A 22,402-nucleotide genomic window follows, 5' to 3' on the forward strand; every position below is an offset into this window, starting at 1 on the left:
AAAGTCTCGTTAGCCAGTTCGGCACGTGAGCGCACCATCGACAGGAAGAAGCACGCCGGAGACGTATTTCGCGTCATCCGACGCCAGGAACAGCGAGGCATGCGCCACGTCCCAGGCGGTGCCCATCTTGCCCATCGGCACCATCGCATCGCGCCGGGCAATCATGTCGTCGACGGAATCGTAAACGTGCTTGTATGGCTCGACGATCATCGGCGTGTTCATCAGGCCCGGCAACACCGCGTTGCAGCGGATGCCCTTCGGCGCATATTCGACCGCTACGGCGCGGGTGAAGTGGTTCACGCCGGCCTTCGAGGAATAATAGGAAATCATCGGCACGCTGATCGTGGTGATCGATGCGACCGATGACACGTTGACGATCGCGCCGCCGCCCTGCTTGACCATTTCCGGGAGGACGCGCTGGCAGGTGAGAAAGAACCCCTTCAGGTTCACCGCCATGACGCGGTCCCAGCTCGCCTCGTCGATATGCTCGGGACCGCCGGGCTCGGCGATGCCGACATTGTTCTGCAGGATGTCGATGCGGCCATGACGGCTGATGGCCGCACCGACGGCCGCATCGATGTCCGCGGCCGACGTGATGTCGGCGCGCAGGGCCTCGGCCCTGCCGCCTTCTTCCGTGATGATCGCGACGGCGCGCTCCGCCGATGCTAGATCGCGGTCGACGCAGATCACCGTCGCGCCTTCGCGCGCGAACAGGACGGCCGTGGCCTTGCCATTGCCCCAGCCTTCACCGACGCAGCCGGCTCCCATGACGAACGCGATCTTGTCCTTGAGCCGCTGCGACATCGGTGAATTACTCCCGCTTCTGGTTCAGTTCTTTTCGTAGAGCGTCACGACGGCCGCGCCGCCGAGGCCGAGGTTGTGCTGGAGCGCCAGCCGCGCACCGTCGACCTGGCGGGCCTCGGCGGTGCCGCGCAACTGATGGACAAGTTCGTAGCACTGCGCGAGGCCGGTCGCGCCGAGCGGGTGTCCCTTGGACAGCAGGCCGCCGGACGGGTTGGTGACGAAACGTCCGCCATAGGTATTGTCGCCATCGAGAACGAACTTCTCGGCCTCGCCCTCGCCGCAGAGGCCAAGCGCCTCGTAAGTGATGAGTTCGTTCTGCGCGAAGCAATCATGCAGTTCGACGACATCGACATCGTCGGGGGCGATGCCGGCCTTCTCGTAGACCTTTTCGGCCGCCGACTTCGACAGGTCGAAGCCGACGACGCGCATCATGTCGCGGGTCTCGAAGGTGCTGGGACGGTCCGTCGTCATGGCCTGCGCGCGGATGCGAACTGTGTCGTTCAGGTTATGGCGTCTGGCGAACGCCTCGGAGACGAGCACGGCGGCGGCGGCGCCGCAGGTCGGCGGACACGCCATCGAGCGCGTCATCACGCCCTCCCAGATCACCGGCGCCTGCATCACATCGCCTTCGGTCATTTCTTTCCGGAACAGCGCCAGCGGGTTGCGCGCGGCATGGCGGCTGGCCTTGGCGCGGATCTTCGCGAACGTCGAGAGCTGCGTGCCGTACTTGTCCATGTGCTGCTTGCCGGCGCCGCCGAAATAACGGAGCGCCAGCGGAATCTCGCCATGGCCGACAAGTTCATCGGTGACGCGGTCGAATTCCGAGAACGGCGACGGCCGGTCCTCGAAGATCGACCCCAGCGCACCCGGGCGCATCTGCTCGAAGCCGACGGCCAGCACGCAATCCGCCGCGCCGCTTTCGACCGCCTGCCGCGCCAGATAGAGCGCGGTCGAGCCGGTGGAGCAGTTGTTGTTGACATTGACGATCGGGATGCCGGTCATGCCGACCCGGTAGAGCACCTTCTGGCCGGCGGTGGAGTCGCCGTAGACGAAACCGGCATAGGCCTGCTCGATGGCGTCGTAGCCGAGGCCGGCATCCGCAAGCGCCAGCTTGACCGCCTCCTCGCCCATCGCGTCATAGGGCGCTGATGCGCCCGGCTTTGCGAACGGGATCATGCCGACACCTGCAACGATCGTGGTCATTGTGCGCTCCTTGTGTTCGCCGATTACGCGGCCGTTTCGCTTTCGATGATTTTCCGGATTTCGGTCTTGAGGATCTTGCCGTAGTTGCTTTTCGGCAGGCTCGGCAGGAACCGGTAGGACTTCGGCCGCTTGAAGCGGGCGATATGTTCGATGCAGAAGGCATCCAGTTCCGCGGCCGTCACCGGCGCCGACGACGCCACGAAGGCGATGACCTCCTCGCCCCAGTCGGGATGGCGGCGACCGATCACGCTGACCTCCGCCACGGCGGGATGGCGCAGCAGCACCTCCTCAACTTCCCGCGGATAAATGTTGGAGCCGCCGGAGATGATGACGTCTTTCGAGCGATCCTTCAGATAGAGAAAACCGTGCGCGTCGAACGTGCCGACATCGCCGGTCCACAGCCAGCCGTCGCGCAGCGCCTGCGCGGTGGCGGCCGGATTGTTCCAGTAGCCGGCCATCACGACATCGCCTGATACGATGACCTCGCCGTTCTCGCCCGGCGGCATGTCGTTGCGGTCGGCATTGACGACGCGGACCGCGACGCCCGTGCGGGGGATGCCGACCGATGACAGCCGGTCGTCGAGACGGCCGTCGCCATTGTCGAGATGCATGTGGGGCGGCAGGTAGCTGATCGTGCACGGCGACTCGCCCTGGCCATAGGCCTGCCACAGCCGCGGGCCAAGCGCCGACAGCGCGCGCTTGAGATCCTCCACATACATCGGCGCGCCGCCGTAAAAGATGTGATCGAGGTGCTCCACCGTGAGGTCGGCCATGGACGGCGAGAGGACGAGCCGGTTCACCATGGTCGGAGCGGCGAAGAATGAGCTGCCCGGGTATCGATTGATGAGGTCGACGATTTCGGCCGGCTCGAAGCCGCCGCTCTCCGGCACGACATTGGCGGCGCCGCGTACCAGGTGCGCGAGCGCAAGCAGCCCTGCGCCGTGCGACAGCGGCGCCGGATAAAGCGACGCGTCGGTTTCGTCGACCGGGCCGATATCGGCGAGGAAGCTCATCGTCATGTTGTAAAGGTTGCGATGGGTCAGCATCGCGCCCTTTGGATAACCTGTGGTGCCGCTGGTGTAGAACAGCCACGCATTGTCGCCGGGCGCGGCCGGTGCCGGCCGAAGATCGGACGGCACCGTCGCAAGCATCGCGCGATACGCCTCGCCGTCGACATCGACGACGTTGCCCGGCTGCGACAGTCCGCCCTCGATGTCGGTGAACAGCACCGAGGCGGCGCAATTGTCGAGGATGTAGGCCAGTTCCTTCGGATGCAGCTTGGCATTGATCGGCGCCACCGCCAGCCCAGCGAACCAGGCGCCGAACAGGATCTCGAAATATTCAGGGCGATTGGACAGGAAGACGCCGACCCGCGAGCCCGGCGCAAAGCCCTTGTTGCGCAAGGCCTGGCCGAGCGCCGCGCTGCGCTGCAGAAGCTGCGCATAGCTATGGATCGTCGCGCTGCCGAGACAGACCGCCGGGCGATCCGCAAACGCTTTCGCCGCATTGGCGAGTACCATGGCGATATTCATGGGCTTCTTCCCCGTTCAGATGGCGCGCGTGCGTCCCTTCCAGAACGTCTCGCGAATATCCTTCTTACGGACCTTTCCGACCGCGCTGCGCGGCAGGCTGTCCCAGAAATCCACCGACTTCGGCGCCTTCACGCTGCCGAGCTTCGCCTTGCACAGCGCAATGATCTCATCGGAATTGGTGCTCGAACCCTGCTTGAGTTCGATGACGGCCTTGACCGCCTCGCCCCATTTCTCGTCGGGCACGCCGATGACGGCGCAATCCTGCACCGCGGGGTGGCCCCAGATGATCTGCTCGATCTCGCTCGGATAGACGTTGAATCCGCCGGAGATGATCATGTCCTTCTTGCGGTCGACGATATAGACGTAGCCGTCCTCGTCCTTGAAGCCGATGTCGCCGGTGTGGTGCCAGCCGAAGGTGGACACCTCCGCGGTCGCTTCCGGATTCTTGTAGTAGCCGGGCATCACCAGGTTGCCGCGCACCACGATCTCGCCGCGCTCGCCGGCCGGCATCAGGTTGCCGTCGTCGTCCATGATCTCGACCGGCGTCAGCAGCGTCGGCCGGCCGCAGCTCGCCAGGCGCTTTTCCTTGTCGGGATCGCCGATCACCATGTGCTCCTGCGGTGAGAGGAAGGTGCAGAGCATCGGCGCTTCGGCCTGGCCGAAGGTCTGCGTCATCACCGGCCCGAACACCTCAAGGCATTCCTTCAGCTTGTCCACCGACATCGGCGCGGCAGCATAGATGAAATGCTCGAGCGAGGAGAAGTCGTGCTGCTTGATGGCGGGATGGGCGAGCAGCATGTAGATCGCCGTCGGCGGCAGGAACATGTGGGTGACGCCCTCGGTCTCGATGGCGTTCACCACCTTGGCGGCGTCGAAGCCCGGCAGGATGATCTGCGTTGCTCCTGCCGCCATCAGCATGATGCCGACGCCGCCCGCCGCATGCGTCATCGGCGCCACGACGAGATGAACCGGCGGCTTCTTCACCGGCATCGAGGTGAAGAAGTTCGAGATCATGGTTTCCCAGACCAGGTTGGTCCAGAGCACGCCCTTAGGCCGGCCGGTGGTGCCGCCCGAAGAGAAAACCGAAATCGGCTTGCCGGGATCCTCGGGGATATCGGGATCCGTCTCAGGCGCATCCGAAATCCAGTCCAGCAGGAAGGGCGCATCCGCGCCCGCCTTGTCGATGCAGACATAGTGGCGGATCTTCGGGCACTCCTTGCGGAACACCTGCACATTGGCTTCGAATTCGCTGTGATAGAATAGCACCTCGACGTCGCAATTATCGAGGATGTAGGCGTTGTCTTCCGCGGAGTTGCGGGCGTTGATCGGCACCCAGATATTGGCGCCGCGGATGATGCCGAGAATGCACTCGAACGCCGTCGCGCCATTCGGGCTATACACCGCGGCCATCTGGCCCGGCTTGAGGCCGGTTGCCGCGAGCGCGTTGGCGATCCGGTAGCTGCGGAACTGCACTTCGCGGAACGTCCGCGACACCGTTGCATCCTTCAGGCAGATGCGGGACGGATTGATGCCGACGCCGCGGTCAAAGAAATCGATCAGCCGCATGAATGGCCCTCAGCGTTCCAGGATCGTGATGCAGGCGGTCGCTTCCTCATAGTGATGGAAGCCGCCACCGTTCTCGGCAATGGCGTGATGCGCGCCCTCGACCTGCCGCGCCCCCGCCTCGCCGCGAAGCTGGCTCACGAGCTCGTAGATCTGCGCGAGGCCGGTCGCCCCGATCGGGTGACCGCGGGATTCGAGCCCGCCGGAGACGTTGATCGGAATCCGGCCGCCGAGCGCCGTGTCGCCGTCCCGCACCAGCCGGCCGCCATCGCCAAGCGGTGCGAAGCTGAGCAGTTCGGCTTGGTGCAGTTCCGCGAAGGCGCTGGCGTCATGCACTTCGGCCACCGACATGTCGGCGGGGCCGACACCGGCGATCTCGTAGGCGCGGTTGGAGGCGAGCCGGCACAGATGTCGCTCGAGGTCGTTGGCCTCGCGGTCGGAGCCGGAAGCCAGCACGGAGGCGGCGATCCGGATCGCCCGCGTGGCGCCGAGCGCGCGCGCCTTCTCCGCCGAACAGACGATCGCGGCGGCCGCGCCGTCGCTGATCGGCGCGCACATCGGCAGCGTCAGCGGCCACGACACTTCGCGCGCCGCCAGCACGTCGTCAGCGGTCATCGCGTCCTGGTACTGCGCCTTCGGATTGAGCGACGAATGCCGGTGGTTCTTCGCGGAAACCTCGGCGATGTCGCGCTGCGTCGTTCCAAAGCGATGCATGTGATAGCGCGCCAGCGAGGCGTAGACGTCCATGAATACGCTGCGCTTGCCGCTGTTCTGGCCGGCGCCCGGCGGCAGCGCGAGATCCTTGCCAAGCGCCGTCAAGCGCCGAACGCTGCCGTCGACGTCATGCACGTCCCAGGCGCCGTCGAAGATCGCAAAGGATTTTTCCCGGTCATTGGCGTTCATCTTTTCCGCGCCGATCGCCAGCGCGATGTCGCCCTGCCCCGACGCGATATAAGCGAAGGCGGCGTTGAGCGCCGTCGAGGCGCTGGCGCAGGCATTCTCGACGTTCGTCACCGGAATGCTTTCGAAGCCGAGCGCCCTGAGAACCAGCTGGCCGCGCACCAGATGCTGGCCCTCCACGACGCCCTGCGCGGTATTGGCGAAGAACGCAGCCTGGACATCACTCCGCGCGATGCCGGCATCGGTGAGCGCCTCTTCCACCGCGCCGCGCGCGATCGTTTCGAGCCGATCGTCGAGGTAGCGGCCGAACCGCGTCATGCCAACCCCGATGATGTAGACGTCGGCCATGACTTCCTCCTAGACGCTGATGAGAGACTCAATGCGGGCGCGATCCGCCTGCAGTTCTGCGGTAGTGCCCGACCAGACGACCCGGCCATTATCGATAACAAATTGCCGGCGCGCCAGCTTCAGCGGTACCTTCAGGTTCTGTTCGACCAGCAGCATGGCAATACCTTCGGCATTGATGACGCGCATGGACTCGATGAGCTGGTCGACGATCAGCGGCGCAAGTCCCTCGGTCGGCTCGTCGAGCAGCAGTACCTCCGGATTGGTCAGCAGGCCGCGGCCGACCGCCAGCATCTGCTGCTCGCCGCCGGACAGCGTATCGCCGCCCTGCGCCGCGCGCTCCTGCAGCCGCGGAAACAGCTGGTAGATGCGCTGCAGCGACCACGGCCCCTTGCGGCCCATTACGGTCGCGATCTTCAGGTTTTCCTCGACCGTCAGGTTCGGGAAGATGCGCCGGTTTTCCGGAACGAAGGCAAGCCCCAGCCGCCCGAGTTGATGGGGCTTCAGCGCCGTGACGTCGCGATCGCCGATCAGCCGTCGCCCGCTGTGAACGGCATTGAGGCCAATGGCCGCCTTCAGCAGTGTGCTCTTGCCGGCGCCGTTGCGGCCGATCAGGGACACGACCTCGCCGGCCGCCACGTCGATCGAGACGTGATGCAGGGCCTGCGCCTTGCCGTAAAAAACGTCGCAATCCTGCAGGGCCAGCGCGCTCATTCGTCGTTCCCGAGATAGGCGGCGCGCACCGCCGGGTTCGCCTTGATCTCCGCCGGTGAACCGGATGCCAGCAACTGTCCCTGCACCATCACGACGATCTCGTCGGAGATCTGCATCACGACGTCCATGTTATGCTCGATGAGCAGGACGGTTCGTCCCGCCACGATCCGCCGGATCAGGTCGATGGCCTGCTCGAGGCGCTCATGGCCGACGCCGGCGAGCGGCTCGTCGAGCAGCAGCACGCTGGGATCGCTGAGCAGCGCGAGGCCGACCTCGAGCGCCCGCTGGTCGCCGTGCGAGAGGTTCTCGGCCGGTGCATGCGCCAGCCGCTCAAGCCCGATCTGTTCGAGCACCCGTTCGGCATCCTGCCGGATCTCGGCGAAGCGGCCGGCCGGCATCCAGAACGGCTGCACGCGATAGCGGTGGGCGAAAGCCCCGAGCTTCAGGTTCTCCAGCACGGTCATGCCGGAGAATATCTTGGTGATCTGGAAGCTGCGGCCGAGGCCGGCCCGCGTCCGCGCATGGATGGACAGTTTCGTGATGTCCCGCCCGTTCAGGGTCACCTGCCCGGCGGCCAGCGTCGCGTGGCCAGAGAGTGCATTCATCAGCGTGGTCTTGCCGGCGCCGTTGGGCCCAATCAGCCCATAGATCCGCCCGGACAGGAAGCTGCGGCTGACGCCCGCGACGGCCTTGAGGCCGCCGAACGCGACTTGGATGTTCTCGCACTGCAGGGAAACGCCGGCGCCGGTGCTCATTTCGACGCACCTCTCCCGATGCGTCCGAACACGGCAAAGAGACCGGCGATTCCCTTCGGCAGGAAGATTGTGCAGAGAATGAAGACGATGCCGAGGATGCCGTACCAGTGCTCGGTGAACTGGCTCAGTTCCTCCTTGAGGACCTCGAACACCGCGACGCCCAGCACCGGACCGAGCAAGGTGCCCTTGCCGCCGAGCAGCGTCATGATCAGCACATCGCCGGAGGTGCTCCAGTGCAGCATCTGCGGGCTGACATAGAACATCAGCGAGGCCAGCAGCGCGCCGCTGACGCCGGCATAGGCACCCGAGATCATGAAGGCGCACTGGCGCAGCCGCTGCACGTTGTAACCGATCTGCTCGGCCCTGACGTCGTTGGCCTGCACCGCCTTCAACGCGCTGCCGAAAGGCGAGACGCGCAACAGCGCCATGATCGCCAAGCCGATCACGAACACCGCGACAAGGAAGTAGAAATAGTTGCGGTTGTTGTAGAAATCGACGCCGAAGAGGGCCGGCCGCAGCACGCCGGGAATACCGTCCAGACCGCCGGTGAAGGCCCGCAGCTTCGTGCTGGCTAGGATGTAGACGAGTTGCGCCAGCGCCAGCGTCAGCAGCGAAAAGAACAGGCCCGACACACGCAATGCGAACACGCTGAGCAGGAAGGCCAGCGCCGCGCCGGCGACGGCCGCCACCAGCAGCGAGGGCAGGAAGCCGAACTGAGGCGCCAGCAGCGCCAGCGCATAGCCGCCAGCGCCGAACATGGCGGCATGTCCGAAGGACAGCATGCCGGCCATGCCGAAGATCAGGTCGAAGCCGATCGCGAACAGCCCCCAGATCAGGATCAGGCTGATCAGGTTCAGGCTTTCCTCGCTGGTCGAAACCATCGCAAAGACGATCATGGCGGCGATGGCGGCCGCCATCAGGATCTGGTCGAGACGGAACATGCTCATGCCGCACGTCCCTTGCGGCTGAACAGGCCTGACGGGCGGGTCAACAGGGTGACGATCAGCAGCACGAAGGTAATCAGTTCCACCCACTCCGGCGCATAGGTGAACCCGGCCGCGCGCGCCATGCCGAGCAACAGCGCGGCGAAGATCGCGCCCTTGATATTGCCGAGGCCGCCGATGATCACCACCACGAAGCAATCGATGATCACGCTAAAGCCCATGCCGAGTTCGATCGGCACCAGCGGCGCCGCGACGACGCCGCCGAGCGCAGCAAGCCCGGAGCCGAGCGCAAACACCGCGGTGCGCACCCGCGCCACGTCGACGCCGAGCGTCTGTGCCATTTCGGAATCGGAGCTCGCGGCGCGGATCACCATGCCGAGCTTGCTGCGATCGAGCAGCAGGAACAGCAGGACGGAGACCAGCGCGCCGAAGCCGATGATGAACAGGCGATAGGACGGGATCTGGCTGCCGAACAGTGCAATCGGCTGCGAAAACAGGGCCGGCGTCGGCACCTGCTTGTAATCGAGTCCCCAGATCAGGCGAACCGATTCCTCGATCACCAGGATGAAGCCGAAGGTCAGCAACAGCTGATAGATGTGATCGCGGTTGTAGACCGGCCGCAGCGTGATCACCTCCATCGCCGCGCCGAGCGCCGCAACGACCAGCGGCGCGAGCGCCAGCCCGATCCAGAACGAGCCGGTCCAGTGCACGATCTGGTAGCAGACATAGGCGCCCAGCATATAAAGGGCGCCGTGGGCGAAGTTGATCACGCCCAGCATGCCGAAGATCAGCGTCAGGCCCGCCGCCAGCAGGAACAGCAGAAAGCTCAAGCTCAGGCCGATGACGATCGTCGACACGCCAGGGAGATCCGGGGGTTGGAAAGACGAGGAGTGAGGCGCGTCCCGGCCCGGGACGCGCCTCGTTTCACGAGCAGACGTCGAACAGCTTGGAGGCGTCGAACACGTCGGTGATCTTCATGGTCAGCGGCGGCAACGGCGCCTGGCCTTCGGTCACGACACCCCACAGGCCGACCTGCGCCGCCTGGTGATCGCAGCCGCGCATGACCTTCTTGCCCTCGAGCGAATTCTCGCGGGTGCTCTTGGCGAAGGCATCGACCCACGTTTCGCGGTCCCAGCTCTTGGTCGACTCGACGACATCGAGCCACCAGCTGATGCCGTCATAGGCCTCGCCGGCAAAGCTCGAGGGCCACTCGTTGTACTTGGCACGGTAGGCCTCGACGAACTTCTTGTTGGCGGGATTATCGACCGTGAAGTGGTAGCGCACGCCCGAATAGACGCCGACCGCTGCCGGGCCGACCGCCGCAGCGAGGGTCTCGTCCTGCAGCACCGGACCGAACTGGGTCTTGGTCTTGTTGAGGCCGACCTGGCCGGACTGTTTGAGGAAGGTGACCGCGTCATTGCCGGTGACGATGACCGCGATGCCGTCGGCGTCGGACTTCGCCATCTTGTCGACGATCACGGAGTAATCGCGGTTGCCGAGCGGCGCGTAGTCATTGCCGACGATCTCGATGCCGGCCTTCTTGGCTTCGGCGGCAAACAGCTCCCAGCCGTCGCGGGTCGCCTGGTAGTCGGCGGTCACGCCGTAGATCTTCTTCAGCCCCTTGACCTTCGCGAACTCGATGCACATCCGGATTTCCATGCCGAGCGTGTTCGAGGTGCGGAACGTGTAGCGCGAACCGTTCGGCCGCGTGATCTTGTCGTCGGCGGAAATGGTCACCAGCAGCGGGATCTTGCGCTGGTCGGCCAGGCCCTGCAGCGCCAGCGTCGATGCCGAGCCGACTGCGCCGAACATCATCTGCGCGCCACCCGCCAGCAGGCGCGTCGCCTTCTGAACGGCGGGCTGCGGCTTGGTCTCGTCGTCTTCCCACGACACCCGGATCGGCTTGCCGAGCACCTTGCCGCCGCGGTCGGCGATGGCGAGTTCGACGCCCTGCCGCATGTCCTTGCCGATGATGCCGTAAGCGCCGGAAAACGCCAGGATACCGGCGATATGAAAATCAGCCGGCTCATCCGCAGCGAGAACACCTGTCGCCGGAGCAAAGGCCGACAGCGCCGCACCGGCCGAGCTCAGCAAAAATGTACGACGATGCATAAAACCTCCCAAAAACCTGTCATTTAGATGTATCTTACTGAGGAGTAGGCTATCTCTGACCTCCAGGTAAATGTCAAGCCGCGGAGCGGCTTGCGACCTGCGGCTTGAACGCAGGCGGAGAAATGTGCATTGGAGACAGGGCGCGACGGTGTGTCGCTTCCTGCATCGTGCCGCAACTTGGGGAAGTACAGGGATGACGAAAAAACCAGTGGGGAGAAAGCGTCCCAATGTTTGGGAAAGCGTCGACCTGCGCCAGGAGCAGCACGAGGCCAAGCGTCGTCTAATCCTTAAACAGGCAGCACTTCTGTTCGCGGATCGCGGCTTTCACGAAACAACGATCGATCAGATCGCCGAAGCTCTCAATGTAACCAAGCCGACGATCTACTACTACATCGAGAGTAAGGAAGACCTGCTCTATCAGGTGGCGCATACGGCTCTCGTCGACCTCAATGAGGCCTTGTCTCGCGATCAAGACGCGAAGCTTCCCGCAATCGACCGCCTCGAACAGTTCTTCACGATGTATGGCAGACTCATACTGTCCGAGTTCGGGGTGTGCCTGGCTCTGGTCAGCGACCGCTCGCTTAACGCGCAGTCACGACGCAAGCTTCGCTCGCTCAAGAAGCAATTTGAGATCACCGTTCGGAAAATTCTCGAAGAAGGCAGCAAAGATGGCACCATCTGCGTGGACGATCCGAAAATGTTCATATTTGCCATCTTTGGTGCGTTCAATTGGGCTCCGCAGTGGTTCTCGAACACAGGCGCATCCACTCCGGACGAAGTCACGGCTGCGATGTTCCATGTATTTCGCAGCGCTGCGGCTCGGTAAAGCAGGGCAATTGAAAAAGCGCTGGCTGGACTGACCAACACGGAAAGCAATACTGGCATACAATTGCCATGGGTATCCGCAACACGTCGTCACCACGCTGGCGCGGATGACTGAAGCCGAAAAACCGATGCTGGGGCCATCCAATAGGTTGGCCGAGTACGCGCCCGAGCCGAACCTCGAGACCAAGAAAAAGGACGTCGTCTGGTTCGCGATCGATGATAATCGGCCGCTCACGTGCTTTGCTGTGCTGAGTTCAAGGGCGATCGTGACGCAAAATCGAAGCCTCCTCGTTGAGCAGGGTCGACGCGCTCAAGCAGAAGCCGTGCGCGCGGTGATCGCCGCCGGTGCCATTATCGCAGCCCACAATCGCAGCGTCCAGCGCAACCGAGTTGCCCCCGAAGTCGCCCAGCCCGAGGTAAGTGTCTCGCTCGGCATCATGGAGCACAATGGATGAGGGTACGCATCAAGGCCCTCCCTTGACCTCGCGATATTATAGTCGGTCAACCCCATCGGGCTTCCGAGTCAGACCCGGTTCGATTCCGGTCCGAGCCATTGTGGATACCGGAACGGCATGGGGCGCGCCTGCCGCTTGGGAGCCTGCTGACTTATTTTAGCCAGCTAATACCGCCCGTCAGCTTGTTGGCACTTCTGTTTACGTGTTTCGGCAATTCCCGGACACCGATTTCGGTAATTCGCGGACAGTGATTTCAGTAATTGCGGGACAAGGATTCCGCTAAATCGCGGACAGTTATGGAGCTGGTTTTTCGGGAGCGCCTTTCAGGCAAACCCCCGTCGCGTCTTCATCTCCGGCCAGAAGCGCGACGTCTTTGGTGTCATCAAGCGCGAGCTGCCCCGTCGCTCCGCCATCGAGCTCATCATCGGTCACATGAAGGCCGAAGGCCATCTCGGCCGCAGCTTCCTCAAAGACCGCGCCGGCGACGCCGCCAACGTCGTCCTCTCAGCCGTGGGCCTCCGCCGCATCCTCGCCTGGCTGAGAGAACTCTGGTGCCTGTTCCTGTCAGCTCTATGGCGCACGCTGGCCTGTCCAGCCCCGCTCAATTCGGCTTCTTAACGGACGACCACCTTGGGTCGGGAGCACTGTACGAAGTCTTCCCAATCGTAAGAGCTCAGTCAGCCAACGTTGCGGATAGCCGCTCGACCGCCTCCGCAAAATCTCGCTTGAAATCCAAAACTACGGATCGCGCCGACTGCTCGGCATTCATCAGACCGACTGCCTGACCGACGAAATAGGCAGCAAGCTCCTTTGCACCGCTGTGCCCGCCGGCCGCAAGCTTATCGATCTTCGAAAACGGGGGGCGACTGAGCAGTCCCTGCAGTGGCATGGGCAGCGGATCAGGCGCATCTTTTGTAGCCCAGGCATCCGACCATGCTGACTGCAGGTGGCGCGTGGGCTTGCCGGTTCGACTGCGAGAACGGACCGTCTGACGTGAGGTCGCCTTCAGCATCTTCTCTTTGACGGTGGGTGTCGTCTCCGCCTCTGTCGTCGTCAGCCACACGGAGCCGGTCCAGGCACCCGCAGCCCCCATGGCCATGCAAGCCGCCATCTGCCGGCCAGTCGCAATGCCGCCCGCCGCCAAGACATAGATATCCTTGTAACTTTCGATCGCTTCAAGCACTTCCGGAATCAGCACCATCGTTGCGATCTCTCCGCAATGACCCCCAGCCTCCCCGCCAGCGGCCACTAGAATATCGACTCCAGCTTGCGCGTGCTTGACAGCGTGTTCTCTTGCACCAGTCAGCGCGCCAACCATGATGCCCCTCTCTCGAGCGCGCTCCATCACCGATTTTGGCGGCACACCCAACGCGTTCACGAAGAGCTTGATCGGATGATTGAAAGCAACGTCAATGAGCTTTAGAGCACCAACTTCCCGCATGTTGTCCGAAGAGCGGCCGTCGTATTCGCCGTTCCACAAATCAGTTGAGTCGATTCCATGCCGATCGAGAAGTTCTTCAACGAACTTGCGGTGACCCATAGGGATCTGCTCGCGGAGCTTGTCGTCGGTTAGTACACCTGCCTTATCCTCCATCCTGGTTGGGATGAGCAAGTCAATACCATACGGCTTGCCCTGGACCTTCTTGTCGATCCAGTCCATCTCGATCTCAAGACTATCCGGTGTTAAACCGACCGCGCCGAGGACGCCAAAGCCTCCCGCGTTGGTCACTTCCGCAACGACATCGCGGCAGTGGGTAAATGCAAACAGTGGAAACTCTATACCGAGCTTGTCGCACAATTCGGAGTTCATGTTTTTCTTCTCGTCTATGGTCAATCACACCACGACACAGCTCTTACGATTCTCACGGCCATATTCTATCCAAGCTTCAAGGGCAGCGCGCGGGGCCCTCTTACGGCTCCTTCGGACCATTTCACCGCCTTGGGATCTGCCATATGAAACTCGGGAACTCGCTTGAGAAACTCCTCGACGGCCACTCTAAGCTCCATTCGAGCTAGATTCGATCCTATGCAACGATGGACGCCGAGGCCGAAGGCGGCATGTCGATTTTCCTTGCGATCGATGATGACCGTGTCGGCGTCCGGAAACATTGCAGGATCGCGATTGGCTGCGGGGAACGAAAGGAGGACCATCTGACCTGCCTTGTACGGACAGCCTTCAACGACGGTATCCTTGGTTACCATGCGGGCCATCGTCACGGGTGAGTAAGCTCGCAATAATTCTTCGATCGCCGTCGGCATCAGGGAAGGGTCCACTGCAAGCCGGCGCCTGTCTTCAGGTGTCTTGGCAAGATGCCACAAGCAAGCCCCGATCCCGCTCCACGTCGTGTCAATGCCGGCAATAAGGAGCAGTCGCAGAGTTCCCAGAATGTGATTGTCCGTAAGAGGTTGCCCGTCGACACGAGCGGCAACAAGATAGTTGATGAGATCTTCAGATGGGGCCCTTCGCCGCCGTTGCACCTGGTCAAGGAAGTAGGTGGTCATTTCCTCCAGCGTGCGCACCATCGCTTCGTCATCAAGAACTGCCGCTTCGACCACTCCATGCACCCAGTCGCGGAATTTTTGACCATGATCCGCCGGTAATCCAAGCAATTTTGCTATCACGCGCACGGGAATATGTTGGGCATAGTCGAGCGCCGCGTCGCACTCGTTGTTGCCGGCGAACCGGTCGATTAGCTCGTTGCAGATGACGCGCGTTTCGGGAATTAGCTTGTCGATGGCTGCCGGCGTGAAAGGCGGCAGCAACACCATCCGCGCCAGGCGATGGTGTGGGGGATCGGAGGTGATGGGCGGTGCCGGCGATTTTATGGGCGGCGGGGTCGCGCGTACTTGCACACGGCGCGAGGAGAAGGCTTGCGTGTCATATGCGATCTCGCGAATGTCCTTGTAGCGCGTAGGCAAGTATACCCCCTGAAACCGATTGGTATGCGCAACGGGACAAGAACTGCGCAACTCGGCCCAGATCGGAAAGGGGTCCTCGATCCATCGTGGATCGAGGTGATCGAAGTCTGTTGCCCAATCCTCGACAGGTGGACGGATACTCAATTTTGCCTCCCAAGCGTTCAAAGATGACTTGCGGTCTGGCGAGCGTCGGCCGGACCAAGCCGCCGTATTCCAATTCACGCCATTAGCCAGCCCTGCACGGCTGCAGCCTCCTGCCGACAATACTCGGGCGCTCCCAGCATCTGACGGTTAAACGCGATGCGTTTGAACCAATAGTGCAAGCCAAGCAGGTCAGTGAAGCCCATCCCTCCATGCACTTCCGTGGTCAGACGTGCGACTGACCATCTTCAACCCGCGCATGTGTTTTTGCGGCAGCGAGGTCCGAGCCAGACCCCGGCTCAGAATAACCTTGACACCAGATGACCTCGCCGCGGATGGTCGGACCGATCCATTTCGCACACTGCTCCTTGGATCCGACCTCAAGAAGGGTCGGAACGAGCATCGATATCCCTTGGTTCATAATGCCAGCGGAAACACCGGCCGTCGAAAACTCGTCGGCTATGATCGCCAGCTCCCTTACGTCCAAAGGTAATCCGAAGCCGCCATACTCTTTGGGAATCGTGCGCGCGAAATATCCGTGTCGAAGCAGCAGGTGTTGCCACTCGAGCGCCCGCTTGTCGGGTCGCTTGCGGCCGCCGCCCGTTCGCGGCGATAGGTCGCCGTGGCGCCTCACGAAGGCCGCGAACCTCCTCCCGTAGCGCTCGATATTTGGGGCCGTAGCTCAAGTCCATGAGCATCCTCCTCCGCCAAGTGCTCCGTGCACAGTCGGTGCGATGCGCCACAACGGACGTGGCCCTCGCTTGCGCAAGATCTCGCAGCTTCCGAACCGCCCCCTCAGCCCCTGACCGAGCAGCCGGGCACTTGCCTTCATTGCGCAACAATTCTAACGTTTGTTTGGTTTATACTCTTATGTTCTGCAGCCGCGGTCAAGGAGGCTGCTACATGATTTTGGTTCATTCGGGACGACCCAATTGGCCGGCCGTAGGAGCTCGGAGAGTCGGCATATCCGGATGCGTCGAGCTTGTTCGATGAAGCAAAGGGTTACTCGAGACATACGAGCAAGACGGCCATACTGTTTCGGTCGGCCTTGTATCAGCTCAGATCGTCGGCGTCGCGATGGCCAAAGACAACATAGTACAATTAAGGAGGCTTTAGATGTCACTCCGGGAACGGATCGCCATAACCGGCGTCGGCGAAACGGCATATAGCCGCAACTCTGGAAAAAGCGTGCTCGCTCTTCAGCTCGAAGCATCACTAAAAGCCATCGACGACGCCGGACTGTCGCCTAAAGACATTGACGGTATCATTCCCTATTCGAACTCAGCGGTCGTCGCGGAGGATTTCGTGACAAATTTCGGCATCGACGACCTTCGCTTTTCAGCCACCACGCCTCTCGGAGGCGCAAGTTGCGTGGCCGGAATTCAAGCCGCGCTCTTAGCGATCAGCGCAGGTCTCTGCAACCATGTGCTGCTGCCGATCGGACGGAACGGCTCGTCTGCAGGTCGCATTGGCACCCGGGTCCAGCAGATGCCGCAGTTCAAGGTCGTCGGCGAGTTCGAGATGCCGATCGGGGCAATCGCGCCAGCGCAGCTCTACGCCGCGATGGCGCGGCGGCACATGGAACTCTATGGCACGACAAGCCGCCAACTTGGGGAGATCGCCGTCTCGACCCGCCACAACGCAGTCCTGAATGGCAATGCGATGATGACGAAGCCTATCACCATTGAAGATCACCAGAATTCGCGCATGATCTCCGATCCGCTTCGGTTGCTGGACTGCAGTCTTGAGAGCGATGGCGGTGCCGCGATCGTCGTCAGCGCTGCCGAGCGCGGCAAGGATATGAGACAGAAGCCAATCCTCGTTATGGGCGTGGCTGAAGGACATCCCGACTCTCCGAGTTCGATTACCCAGCGTCCCGATATGACACGTTTGGGCATTGCAAAAGCCGCCCCCAAGGCCTTTGCGATGGCGGGCGTATCGCCTCGGGAAATTCAGGTGGCCGAGATCTACGATTGTTTTACGTATGTCGTTCTCTGCCAGCTGGAAGATATCGGCTTTTGCAAGAAGGGCGAGGGCGGATCGTTTGTCGAGAGCGGCGCCATAAGGCTTGGCGGAAACCTGCCGATCAACACGCATGGCGGTCTGCTTTCCCAAGCGCACATGGTCGGGATGAACCATGTGGTCGAACTTGTAAAGCAGCTCAGGGGAAGTGCCGGAAAGGCCCAGGTAAACGGAGCCGAACTGGGTCTCGTCTCCGGCTACGGCGACATGGGCGACGGGTCGATAGCGATCATGAGGAGAGGTTGAGAGCATGACCGAAAACATCTATTCGAAACTCGTGCCCGAACCGACGCCCGACTCCATGCCCTACTGGAAGGGCCTCAACGAGGGAAGGCTGCTGCTTCAGGAATGCGCGCGTTGCTGGAGAGTCCGGCATTATCCTCGGCCAGTATGCGATGCGTGCCATTCGTTCGAAACCCGGTGGATCGAAGCATCGGGGCAAGGTGCAATTCACAGCTGGACGATCACGCATCATCCGTTTCACGACGGTTACCGGTCGGATCTTCCCTACACGCTGGTGACCGTCGATCTGGAGGAAGGTGTGCGCATGCTAGCGCGACTGCATGCGCCCGTGGACACGAGACTCGATATCGGCATGCCCGTCCGCCTCGTCGTCGAGAGAGCTAAACCAGGCCTTACGCTGCCCGGATTCGTTCTTGCAGCGCCCGCGACCGATATGTCCGCACCCAGCTCGGGAGAACGATGATGGCTGCCGAAATCGACATTGACGGCTTGCGCAAACACATAGGCACCAAGATCGTGGAAGAAGACGAAGCTACGCGAGCGCCCCTCTTCGGTCTCGTCGCGGCATTCGATCGAGACGATGCGGTACCCATCAAAGGTGGAGCGATTCCGCCCGGATGGCACCTCGCCTATTTCCATTCATTCGCGCGCAGGGCGACGCTGGGCGAGGACGGCTTGCCCAGTTCGGGGGGTGTGATACCCGAGGTGCCTTTCCCGCGACGCATGTACGCGGGTACGACCCTGGCGTTTCATCATCCGCTTCTCGTGGGTGACTCTCTCAAACGTGAGACGGAACTGACGGATATTACCTTGCGTTCCGGCAGTACGGGCCCTCTTCTCTTTGCTACGCAAACGCGACGTATATTTTCACCACGTGGTCTCGCGATCGTAGAGGAGAGCTACACCGTGTTTCGCGACGCCGTGAAACCGGGAGAGCAAAGCGGCATTCCAAAGCGAAGCACGCCACCCGCCGGTCTACCGTGGACACGACAGATCGAAACGGATCCGGTGTCGTTATTCCGCTATTCGGCTGTAACCTTCAACCCGCATCGTATTCACTACGATCGGACGTACGCGATGACCGTGGAGGGTTACCCAGGCCTGGTGGTTCATGGCCCCTATTCTCAGCAATGTCTCATTGATCTCGCTCGCGACAAAAATCCGACCAGGACGATTGCTTCATTCACGCAACGCGCGCGCGCACCCTTGTTCGATACCGCGCCATTCGACGTCACGGGGCGCCCGGCCGACGGCGGGGCGGGAGCCGAGTTGTGGGCAATGACGTCGGGCGGAACCATCGCCATGGAGGTGCAACTTCGGTTCACCTGACCGGTTTGGCCGCGGGAATCGACGGCGGACACATCGTCAACTTCCTCCCGGGCTTAGAGATCGACGTCGCCTGACAGTAATCGCTGGGCAATCATTCGCGTCAGGATTTCATTCGTGCCGTCGGCAATGTTGACGATCCTCAGGTCTTGCCAGGCGTGAACAAGACCGATTTCGTTCGTCAATCCCATGCCGCCGTGTGTCTGAATTGCACGATCCACGGCGCGAAATCCGGCTTGTACCGAATAGGCCTTTGCCATCGAAAGCTCCTTCGGCGCTTTATCGCCGCGGTCGAGGAGCATCGCTGCATTCAATCCCATCAGGTGCGCAGCGTGCAATTCCGTAGCTGCTTCGGCTATCGGAAACGAGACGGCTTGATACTCCGCGATCTTTGAACCGAAGGCCTCACGTTGCTTCGAATAGTCGATGGCCATTTCCAGCGCCCATCTTCCCTGTCCGACAGCTCGGGCGGCGTTGTACACCCGACCCAGCGAGACTCCATATAGTGCGATCTTGAATCCCTGGTCGAGCTCGCCGACCAATTGCCAAGGCTGTACCTCTACCTCCTCAAGCACAAGAGCGCCCTCGTGCCCGCCGACGTGACCAAACAAGCGCACGACGCTCTCAACATGAAATCCTCGTGCATCGGTTGGAACGAGAAATGCGCTGATGCCTCCAGCCTTTCGCACAGCTTTCTCGACGTCGGTGATGGCGAAAACAATGCACCATTCCGCAGTGGGAGCGTTGGTTGTCCAGAGCTTGCGGCCAGAGATTTTCCAGCCTGTTCCGGTCTTGTCAGCCCGCGTCTTGATCATGCTGGCGTCTGAGCCGGCCCCCGGCTCGGAAAGACCAAAGCACATCGATGTCTTCCCGGCCATCATGCCCGCCAAGCATCTCTCGCGGGCTACCTCTGTGACCTGGGTGAGCAGTCGGCTGGGCCCGAAAGCCCAGTGTGCAATGACCCAGGGAATAATGACGCCCTGCCCCCCGAGCCGGCGATATATCGCCTCCCAGGCCACGTAGTAGACAAGGTGCCCCAGCCCACCTCCCCCGATTTCCGCCGGTGCGCACATCGCATAGAAGCCGGCTTCGGCCGAAAGCATCCTAACTTGTTGGATCAACGTGCGTACTTCGGCGCTGTATCGACCATATTCGTCGTACAGCCGTCGCTGATCTTCGAGAAGCGTGCGATTCCCATCGATCAGCGGCACGACCTGCGAATCGACAAAACGCAGAACGCCATCGCGCACTTCAACGACGTACTCGGGAAGTTCAAACGCAACACTGCCCACTGCGATCGCCCCGCTAGTTTCTAAATAGGCAACGCTCGTCACGGAACCTTGCGTTCTGATCTCCCGACAGAGCCGCTAGATCACGCGCACCCTTACCTGCCCTGCCAGACCGGCTTGCGCTTTTCGGCAAACGCTCTGGGACCTTCGATTGCGTCTTGGCTGGCATAGACAACTTCGTGAAGGCGTTTACCCTCTACCAGTCCCTCGCGGCATCCGAGGTCCATCGTCGAGCGAACACTGGCTTTGGCAGCAATGACAGACAATGGCGCACCGTTGGCAATGCGCATAGCCAAATCCTTGGCACGAGAGCGCACAGCGTGTGGTGTATCTTCAAGATAATTAGTGAAACCGTAATCGTGCAGCCGTTCAATTGGCATGAGATCGCCCGTCAGAACGATCTCCATAAGGATTGCCTGAGGTAGCATATAGAGGGCCGGAGCGGCCCAGGGCGAGCCACGACCGATCTTTACCTCCGTGATGCCGGCCTTAGTCCCTTTGAGACCGACGCGCAGATCGCACATCAGCGACAGCATCATTCCGCCCGCCATCAGCGAGCCGGTCATCGCGGCAATGATTGGCTTGGAGCACGTGCGCATGCGCTCGTGGAAAGGATCGCGCATTTTGGACAGGATATCGATCTGTTCGTTGCGAGCGATCTCGGCCGCCTCCTTGAGGTCAAGCCCCGCGCTGAAGACGCCACAGTCGGCAGAGGTTAGAATTACCGCCCGGATCTTGCTGTCCGCTTCGATCCGGTCCCAGGCATCGGCCAGTCCATTAGCCGCCGCCACAGATAGCGCGTTCTTGCGGTCAGGACGATTGATAAGAACGGTAGCAATACCTTCTTCGACGCTGACTTCGATTGGACTATCGATCATGGAGTTCACTGGCTTTCGCGCTGAAGGTTGGCAGTCGGCGGCGGATGCATTATCCACCGCCCCCGGGCGGTTGCACCCGCCGACACGTAGGATTTGAGCCAACGGGATCGCCGGAACTATTCGGCCTTAAATCCGGATGAACTCGTTTTCACGATCTGCCAGATGAGGTCCTGATAGTCCGCCAGCCAGCCGGTCTGCGGCACCCACTTCTGACCGTCCCACATTTCGATTCTTGTCTTGCCTCCGCCACCATGATCTTGAGCAGTGACGGTCACAGGGGCAAGAAGGCCATTGGCATCGAAATCCTTGAGGCTCTCATAGCCAACTTTCATCGATGCGGCGGTCACTGGCCAACCAGCTTGTTTCACCGCATTTCGTGCGGCTTGAAAGGCAACCGAGTAGTTGGCGAGACCCAAGTTGTAATACACATCTTTCAGGTTTTTTTCGGGGCCACTTCCCTTACCCTTTGCGTAAAGCTCAGCCATTATTTCTTTGATGATAGGGACATCCTGGCCGCCGACGACGTTTGTGCCACGCTTGATGCCCTTGGCAACATCGGGACCAATATTGGCAATATCCACCTCGTTAAGCCAGTTGACCGAAATGTACTTTTCGATCTGATAGCCGTTGCGCTTCATTTCCTTAGCCGCGACGACATGTCCTCCGGCCAGGAGCCAGCTGATCATGAAATCAGGCCGGTCGCGCCTTACCTGCGTCCAAGCGCTCGTCTGATCGCTGCCGGGCAACGGCACCGGGTAGAGCTTCAACTCGAAGCCTTCGCGTTCAGCGAGTGTCTTCAAGACACCGATCGGCTCCTGACCGAAGGGATAGTCGAGATAGATAAATCCGATCTTGGCCCCCTTCAAATCGCCGCTGCGCTGTTGTTTGATGTAGGCGATATCGTTGGCGGCTTGCCCCCAATAAGTCGCACCCACGGGGAAGATTTGCGTGAACACCGAGCCGTCAACGGCATCACCGCGTCCGACCGATGACTGCATCAAAATGTTCTTATCCTTCATGATCCGCGGTAGGACAGCTATCGACACCGGTGTCGACAGCATGTCGAATACGAACACGCCGTCACGTTTAAGCCTTTCGTAGCATTCAATGCCGCGTTGGGGCTCGTTGCCGTGGTCCTGAACCACGATCTCTACCTTGTGCCCTTCGATACCACCCTTAATATTCGTCAGGGCGGCAAGGTCTTGCGCAGCTTGCGCCACCTGTGGCGAGACGAACGTGTAGGATTTGCTTAGATCGAAGCACAAGCCGAACTTCAGGGTTCCTTCCTGAGCCAAAGCGTCTGTCCAGCCTGCGGCACTGAGAGCGGCAGCGACCGCCAAGCCCTTTGTCACTTTCCCGATTAACATTCTACCTCCCAATCTGTTGGTCGAATTTCAGTACGCCTTCTGCTGTCCTCGGCCTTTAAGAGCGC

At 61.4% G+C, this 22,402-nt stretch carries 20 protein-coding genes and 2 pseudogenes; 6 read left to right on the plus strand and 16 right to left on the minus strand.

Going from position 1 to position 22,402, the window contains the following annotated elements:
- Positions 1-9: 9 nt before the first annotated feature.
- The 10 genes from ASG57_RS35785 to ASG57_RS35830 form a co-directional block, all read right to left on the minus strand.
- The gene (locus ASG57_RS35785; protein WP_057199230.1) at positions 10-804 is read right to left on the minus strand and encodes an SDR family NAD(P)-dependent oxidoreductase; all 795 of its coding nucleotides are present in this window, start codon (positions 802-804) and stop codon (positions 10-12) included.
- Positions 805-828: 24 nt separating this feature from the next.
- On the minus strand, positions 829-2,007 hold the full coding sequence (locus ASG57_RS35790) for a lipid-transfer protein (RefSeq protein ID WP_057199231.1): 1,179 nt from the start codon (positions 2,005-2,007) through the stop codon (positions 829-831).
- A gap of 23 nt (positions 2,008-2,030) precedes the next feature.
- Positions 2,031-3,539: an AMP-binding protein gene (locus ASG57_RS35795; RefSeq protein WP_057199232.1), complete on the minus strand. Its 1,509-nt coding sequence runs from the start codon at positions 3,537-3,539 to the stop codon at positions 2,031-2,033.
- 15 nt (positions 3,540-3,554) lie between these two features.
- Complete coding sequence (locus ASG57_RS35800; RefSeq protein ID WP_057199233.1) at positions 3,555-5,105, minus strand: AMP-binding protein; 1,551 nt, start codon at positions 5,103-5,105, stop codon at positions 3,555-3,557.
- A gap of 9 nt (positions 5,106-5,114) precedes the next feature.
- Complete coding sequence (locus ASG57_RS35805) at positions 5,115-6,350, minus strand: thiolase family protein (RefSeq protein ID WP_057199234.1); 1,236 nt, start codon at positions 6,348-6,350, stop codon at positions 5,115-5,117.
- 9 nt (positions 6,351-6,359) lie between these two features.
- Positions 6,360-7,061: an ABC transporter ATP-binding protein gene (locus tag ASG57_RS35810; protein WP_057199235.1), complete on the minus strand. Its 702-nt coding sequence runs from the start codon at positions 7,059-7,061 to the stop codon at positions 6,360-6,362.
- Positions 7,058-7,816 carry an ABC transporter ATP-binding protein gene (locus tag ASG57_RS35815; RefSeq protein ID WP_057199236.1) on the minus strand — a complete coding sequence of 253 codons (759 nt, stop codon included), beginning with the start codon at positions 7,814-7,816 and terminating at the stop codon, positions 7,058-7,060. The genes ASG57_RS35810 and ASG57_RS35815 overlap by 4 nt, the downstream gene beginning before the upstream one ends.
- Positions 7,813-8,763, minus strand: a complete 951-nt coding sequence (locus ASG57_RS35820) for a branched-chain amino acid ABC transporter permease (protein ID WP_057199237.1) — start codon at positions 8,761-8,763, stop codon at positions 7,813-7,815. Before ASG57_RS35820 ends, ASG57_RS35815 begins: the two co-directional genes overlap by 4 nt.
- Positions 8,760-9,617 (minus strand): branched-chain amino acid ABC transporter permease, encoded by an 858-nt coding sequence (locus ASG57_RS35825; protein ID WP_057199238.1) that lies wholly within the window; start codon positions 9,615-9,617, stop codon positions 8,760-8,762. Before ASG57_RS35825 ends, ASG57_RS35820 begins: the two co-directional genes overlap by 4 nt.
- Before the next feature lie 67 nt (positions 9,618-9,684).
- Positions 9,685-10,872 (minus strand): ABC transporter substrate-binding protein, encoded by a 1,188-nt coding sequence (locus ASG57_RS35830; protein WP_057199239.1) that lies wholly within the window; start codon positions 10,870-10,872, stop codon positions 9,685-9,687.
- Positions 10,873-11,065: 193 nt separating this feature from the next.
- Between ASG57_RS35830 and ASG57_RS35835 the strand changes: the two genes are divergently transcribed.
- The 3 genes and pseudogenes from ASG57_RS35835 to ASG57_RS37420 form a co-directional block, all read left to right on the plus strand.
- Positions 11,066-11,698 carry a TetR/AcrR family transcriptional regulator gene (locus tag ASG57_RS35835; RefSeq protein WP_162250102.1) on the plus strand — a complete coding sequence of 211 codons (633 nt, stop codon included), beginning with the start codon at positions 11,066-11,068 and terminating at the stop codon, positions 11,696-11,698.
- Between the two features lie 74 nt (positions 11,699-11,772).
- Positions 11,773-11,983 (plus strand): annotated as a pseudogene (locus ASG57_RS37415) (SOS response-associated peptidase); the annotation flags it as partial.
- Positions 11,984-12,482: 499 nt separating this feature from the next.
- A pseudogene (locus ASG57_RS37420) lies at positions 12,483-12,770 on the plus strand (IS5/IS1182 family transposase); the annotation flags it as partial.
- A 55-nt stretch (positions 12,771-12,825) separates the two neighbouring features.
- Here the strand turns inward: ASG57_RS37420 and ASG57_RS35850 are convergent.
- From ASG57_RS35850 to ASG57_RS37425, 3 genes are all read right to left on the minus strand, one after another.
- Positions 12,826-13,962: a nitronate monooxygenase gene (locus tag ASG57_RS35850; protein ID WP_057199303.1), complete on the minus strand. Its 1,137-nt coding sequence runs from the start codon at positions 13,960-13,962 to the stop codon at positions 12,826-12,828.
- A gap of 65 nt (positions 13,963-14,027) precedes the next feature.
- Complete coding sequence (locus ASG57_RS35855) at positions 14,028-15,215, minus strand: cytochrome P450 (protein WP_082529128.1); 1,188 nt, start codon at positions 15,213-15,215, stop codon at positions 14,028-14,030.
- Between the two features lie 223 nt (positions 15,216-15,438).
- Positions 15,439-15,846 carry an acyl-CoA dehydrogenase family protein gene (locus tag ASG57_RS37425; protein WP_230646580.1) on the minus strand — a complete coding sequence of 136 codons (408 nt, stop codon included), beginning with the start codon at positions 15,844-15,846 and terminating at the stop codon, positions 15,439-15,441.
- A 482-nt stretch (positions 15,847-16,328) separates the two neighbouring features.
- Between ASG57_RS37425 and ASG57_RS35865 the strand changes: the two genes are divergently transcribed.
- The 3 genes from ASG57_RS35865 to ASG57_RS35875 are packed head-to-tail and all read left to right on the plus strand — an operon-like array spanning position 16,329 to position 18,806.
- Complete coding sequence (locus ASG57_RS35865; RefSeq protein ID WP_057199245.1) at positions 16,329-17,480, plus strand: thiolase family protein; 1,152 nt, start codon at positions 16,329-16,331, stop codon at positions 17,478-17,480.
- Between the two features lie 4 nt (positions 17,481-17,484).
- Complete coding sequence (locus ASG57_RS35870) at positions 17,485-17,940, plus strand: Zn-ribbon domain-containing OB-fold protein (RefSeq protein WP_057199246.1); 456 nt, start codon at positions 17,485-17,487, stop codon at positions 17,938-17,940.
- Entirely contained in the window at positions 17,940-18,806 is an 867-nt protein-coding gene (locus tag ASG57_RS35875; protein ID WP_063997051.1) for an HTD2 family dehydratase, read from the plus strand. The genes ASG57_RS35870 and ASG57_RS35875 overlap by 1 nt, the downstream gene beginning before the upstream one ends.
- Positions 18,807-18,859: 53 nt before the next feature.
- On the opposite strand, the gene ASG57_RS35880 is transcribed toward ASG57_RS35875, so the two are convergent.
- The 3 genes from ASG57_RS35880 to ASG57_RS35890 form a co-directional block, all read right to left on the minus strand.
- Complete coding sequence (locus ASG57_RS35880; protein WP_057199248.1) at positions 18,860-20,137, minus strand: acyl-CoA dehydrogenase family protein; 1,278 nt, start codon at positions 20,135-20,137, stop codon at positions 18,860-18,862.
- Positions 20,138-20,187: 50 nt separating this feature from the next.
- Positions 20,188-20,970: an enoyl-CoA hydratase/isomerase family protein gene (locus ASG57_RS35885; RefSeq protein ID WP_057199249.1), complete on the minus strand. Its 783-nt coding sequence runs from the start codon at positions 20,968-20,970 to the stop codon at positions 20,188-20,190.
- A gap of 116 nt (positions 20,971-21,086) precedes the next feature.
- Positions 21,087-22,337 carry an ABC transporter substrate-binding protein gene (locus tag ASG57_RS35890; RefSeq protein ID WP_057199250.1) on the minus strand — a complete coding sequence of 417 codons (1,251 nt, stop codon included), beginning with the start codon at positions 22,335-22,337 and terminating at the stop codon, positions 21,087-21,089.
- Positions 22,338-22,402: the final 65 nt, after the last annotated feature.

Source organism: Bradyrhizobium sp. Leaf396 (assembly GCF_001424605.1).
Lineage (GTDB): Bacteria > Pseudomonadota > Alphaproteobacteria > Rhizobiales > Xanthobacteraceae > Bradyrhizobium > Bradyrhizobium japonicum_C.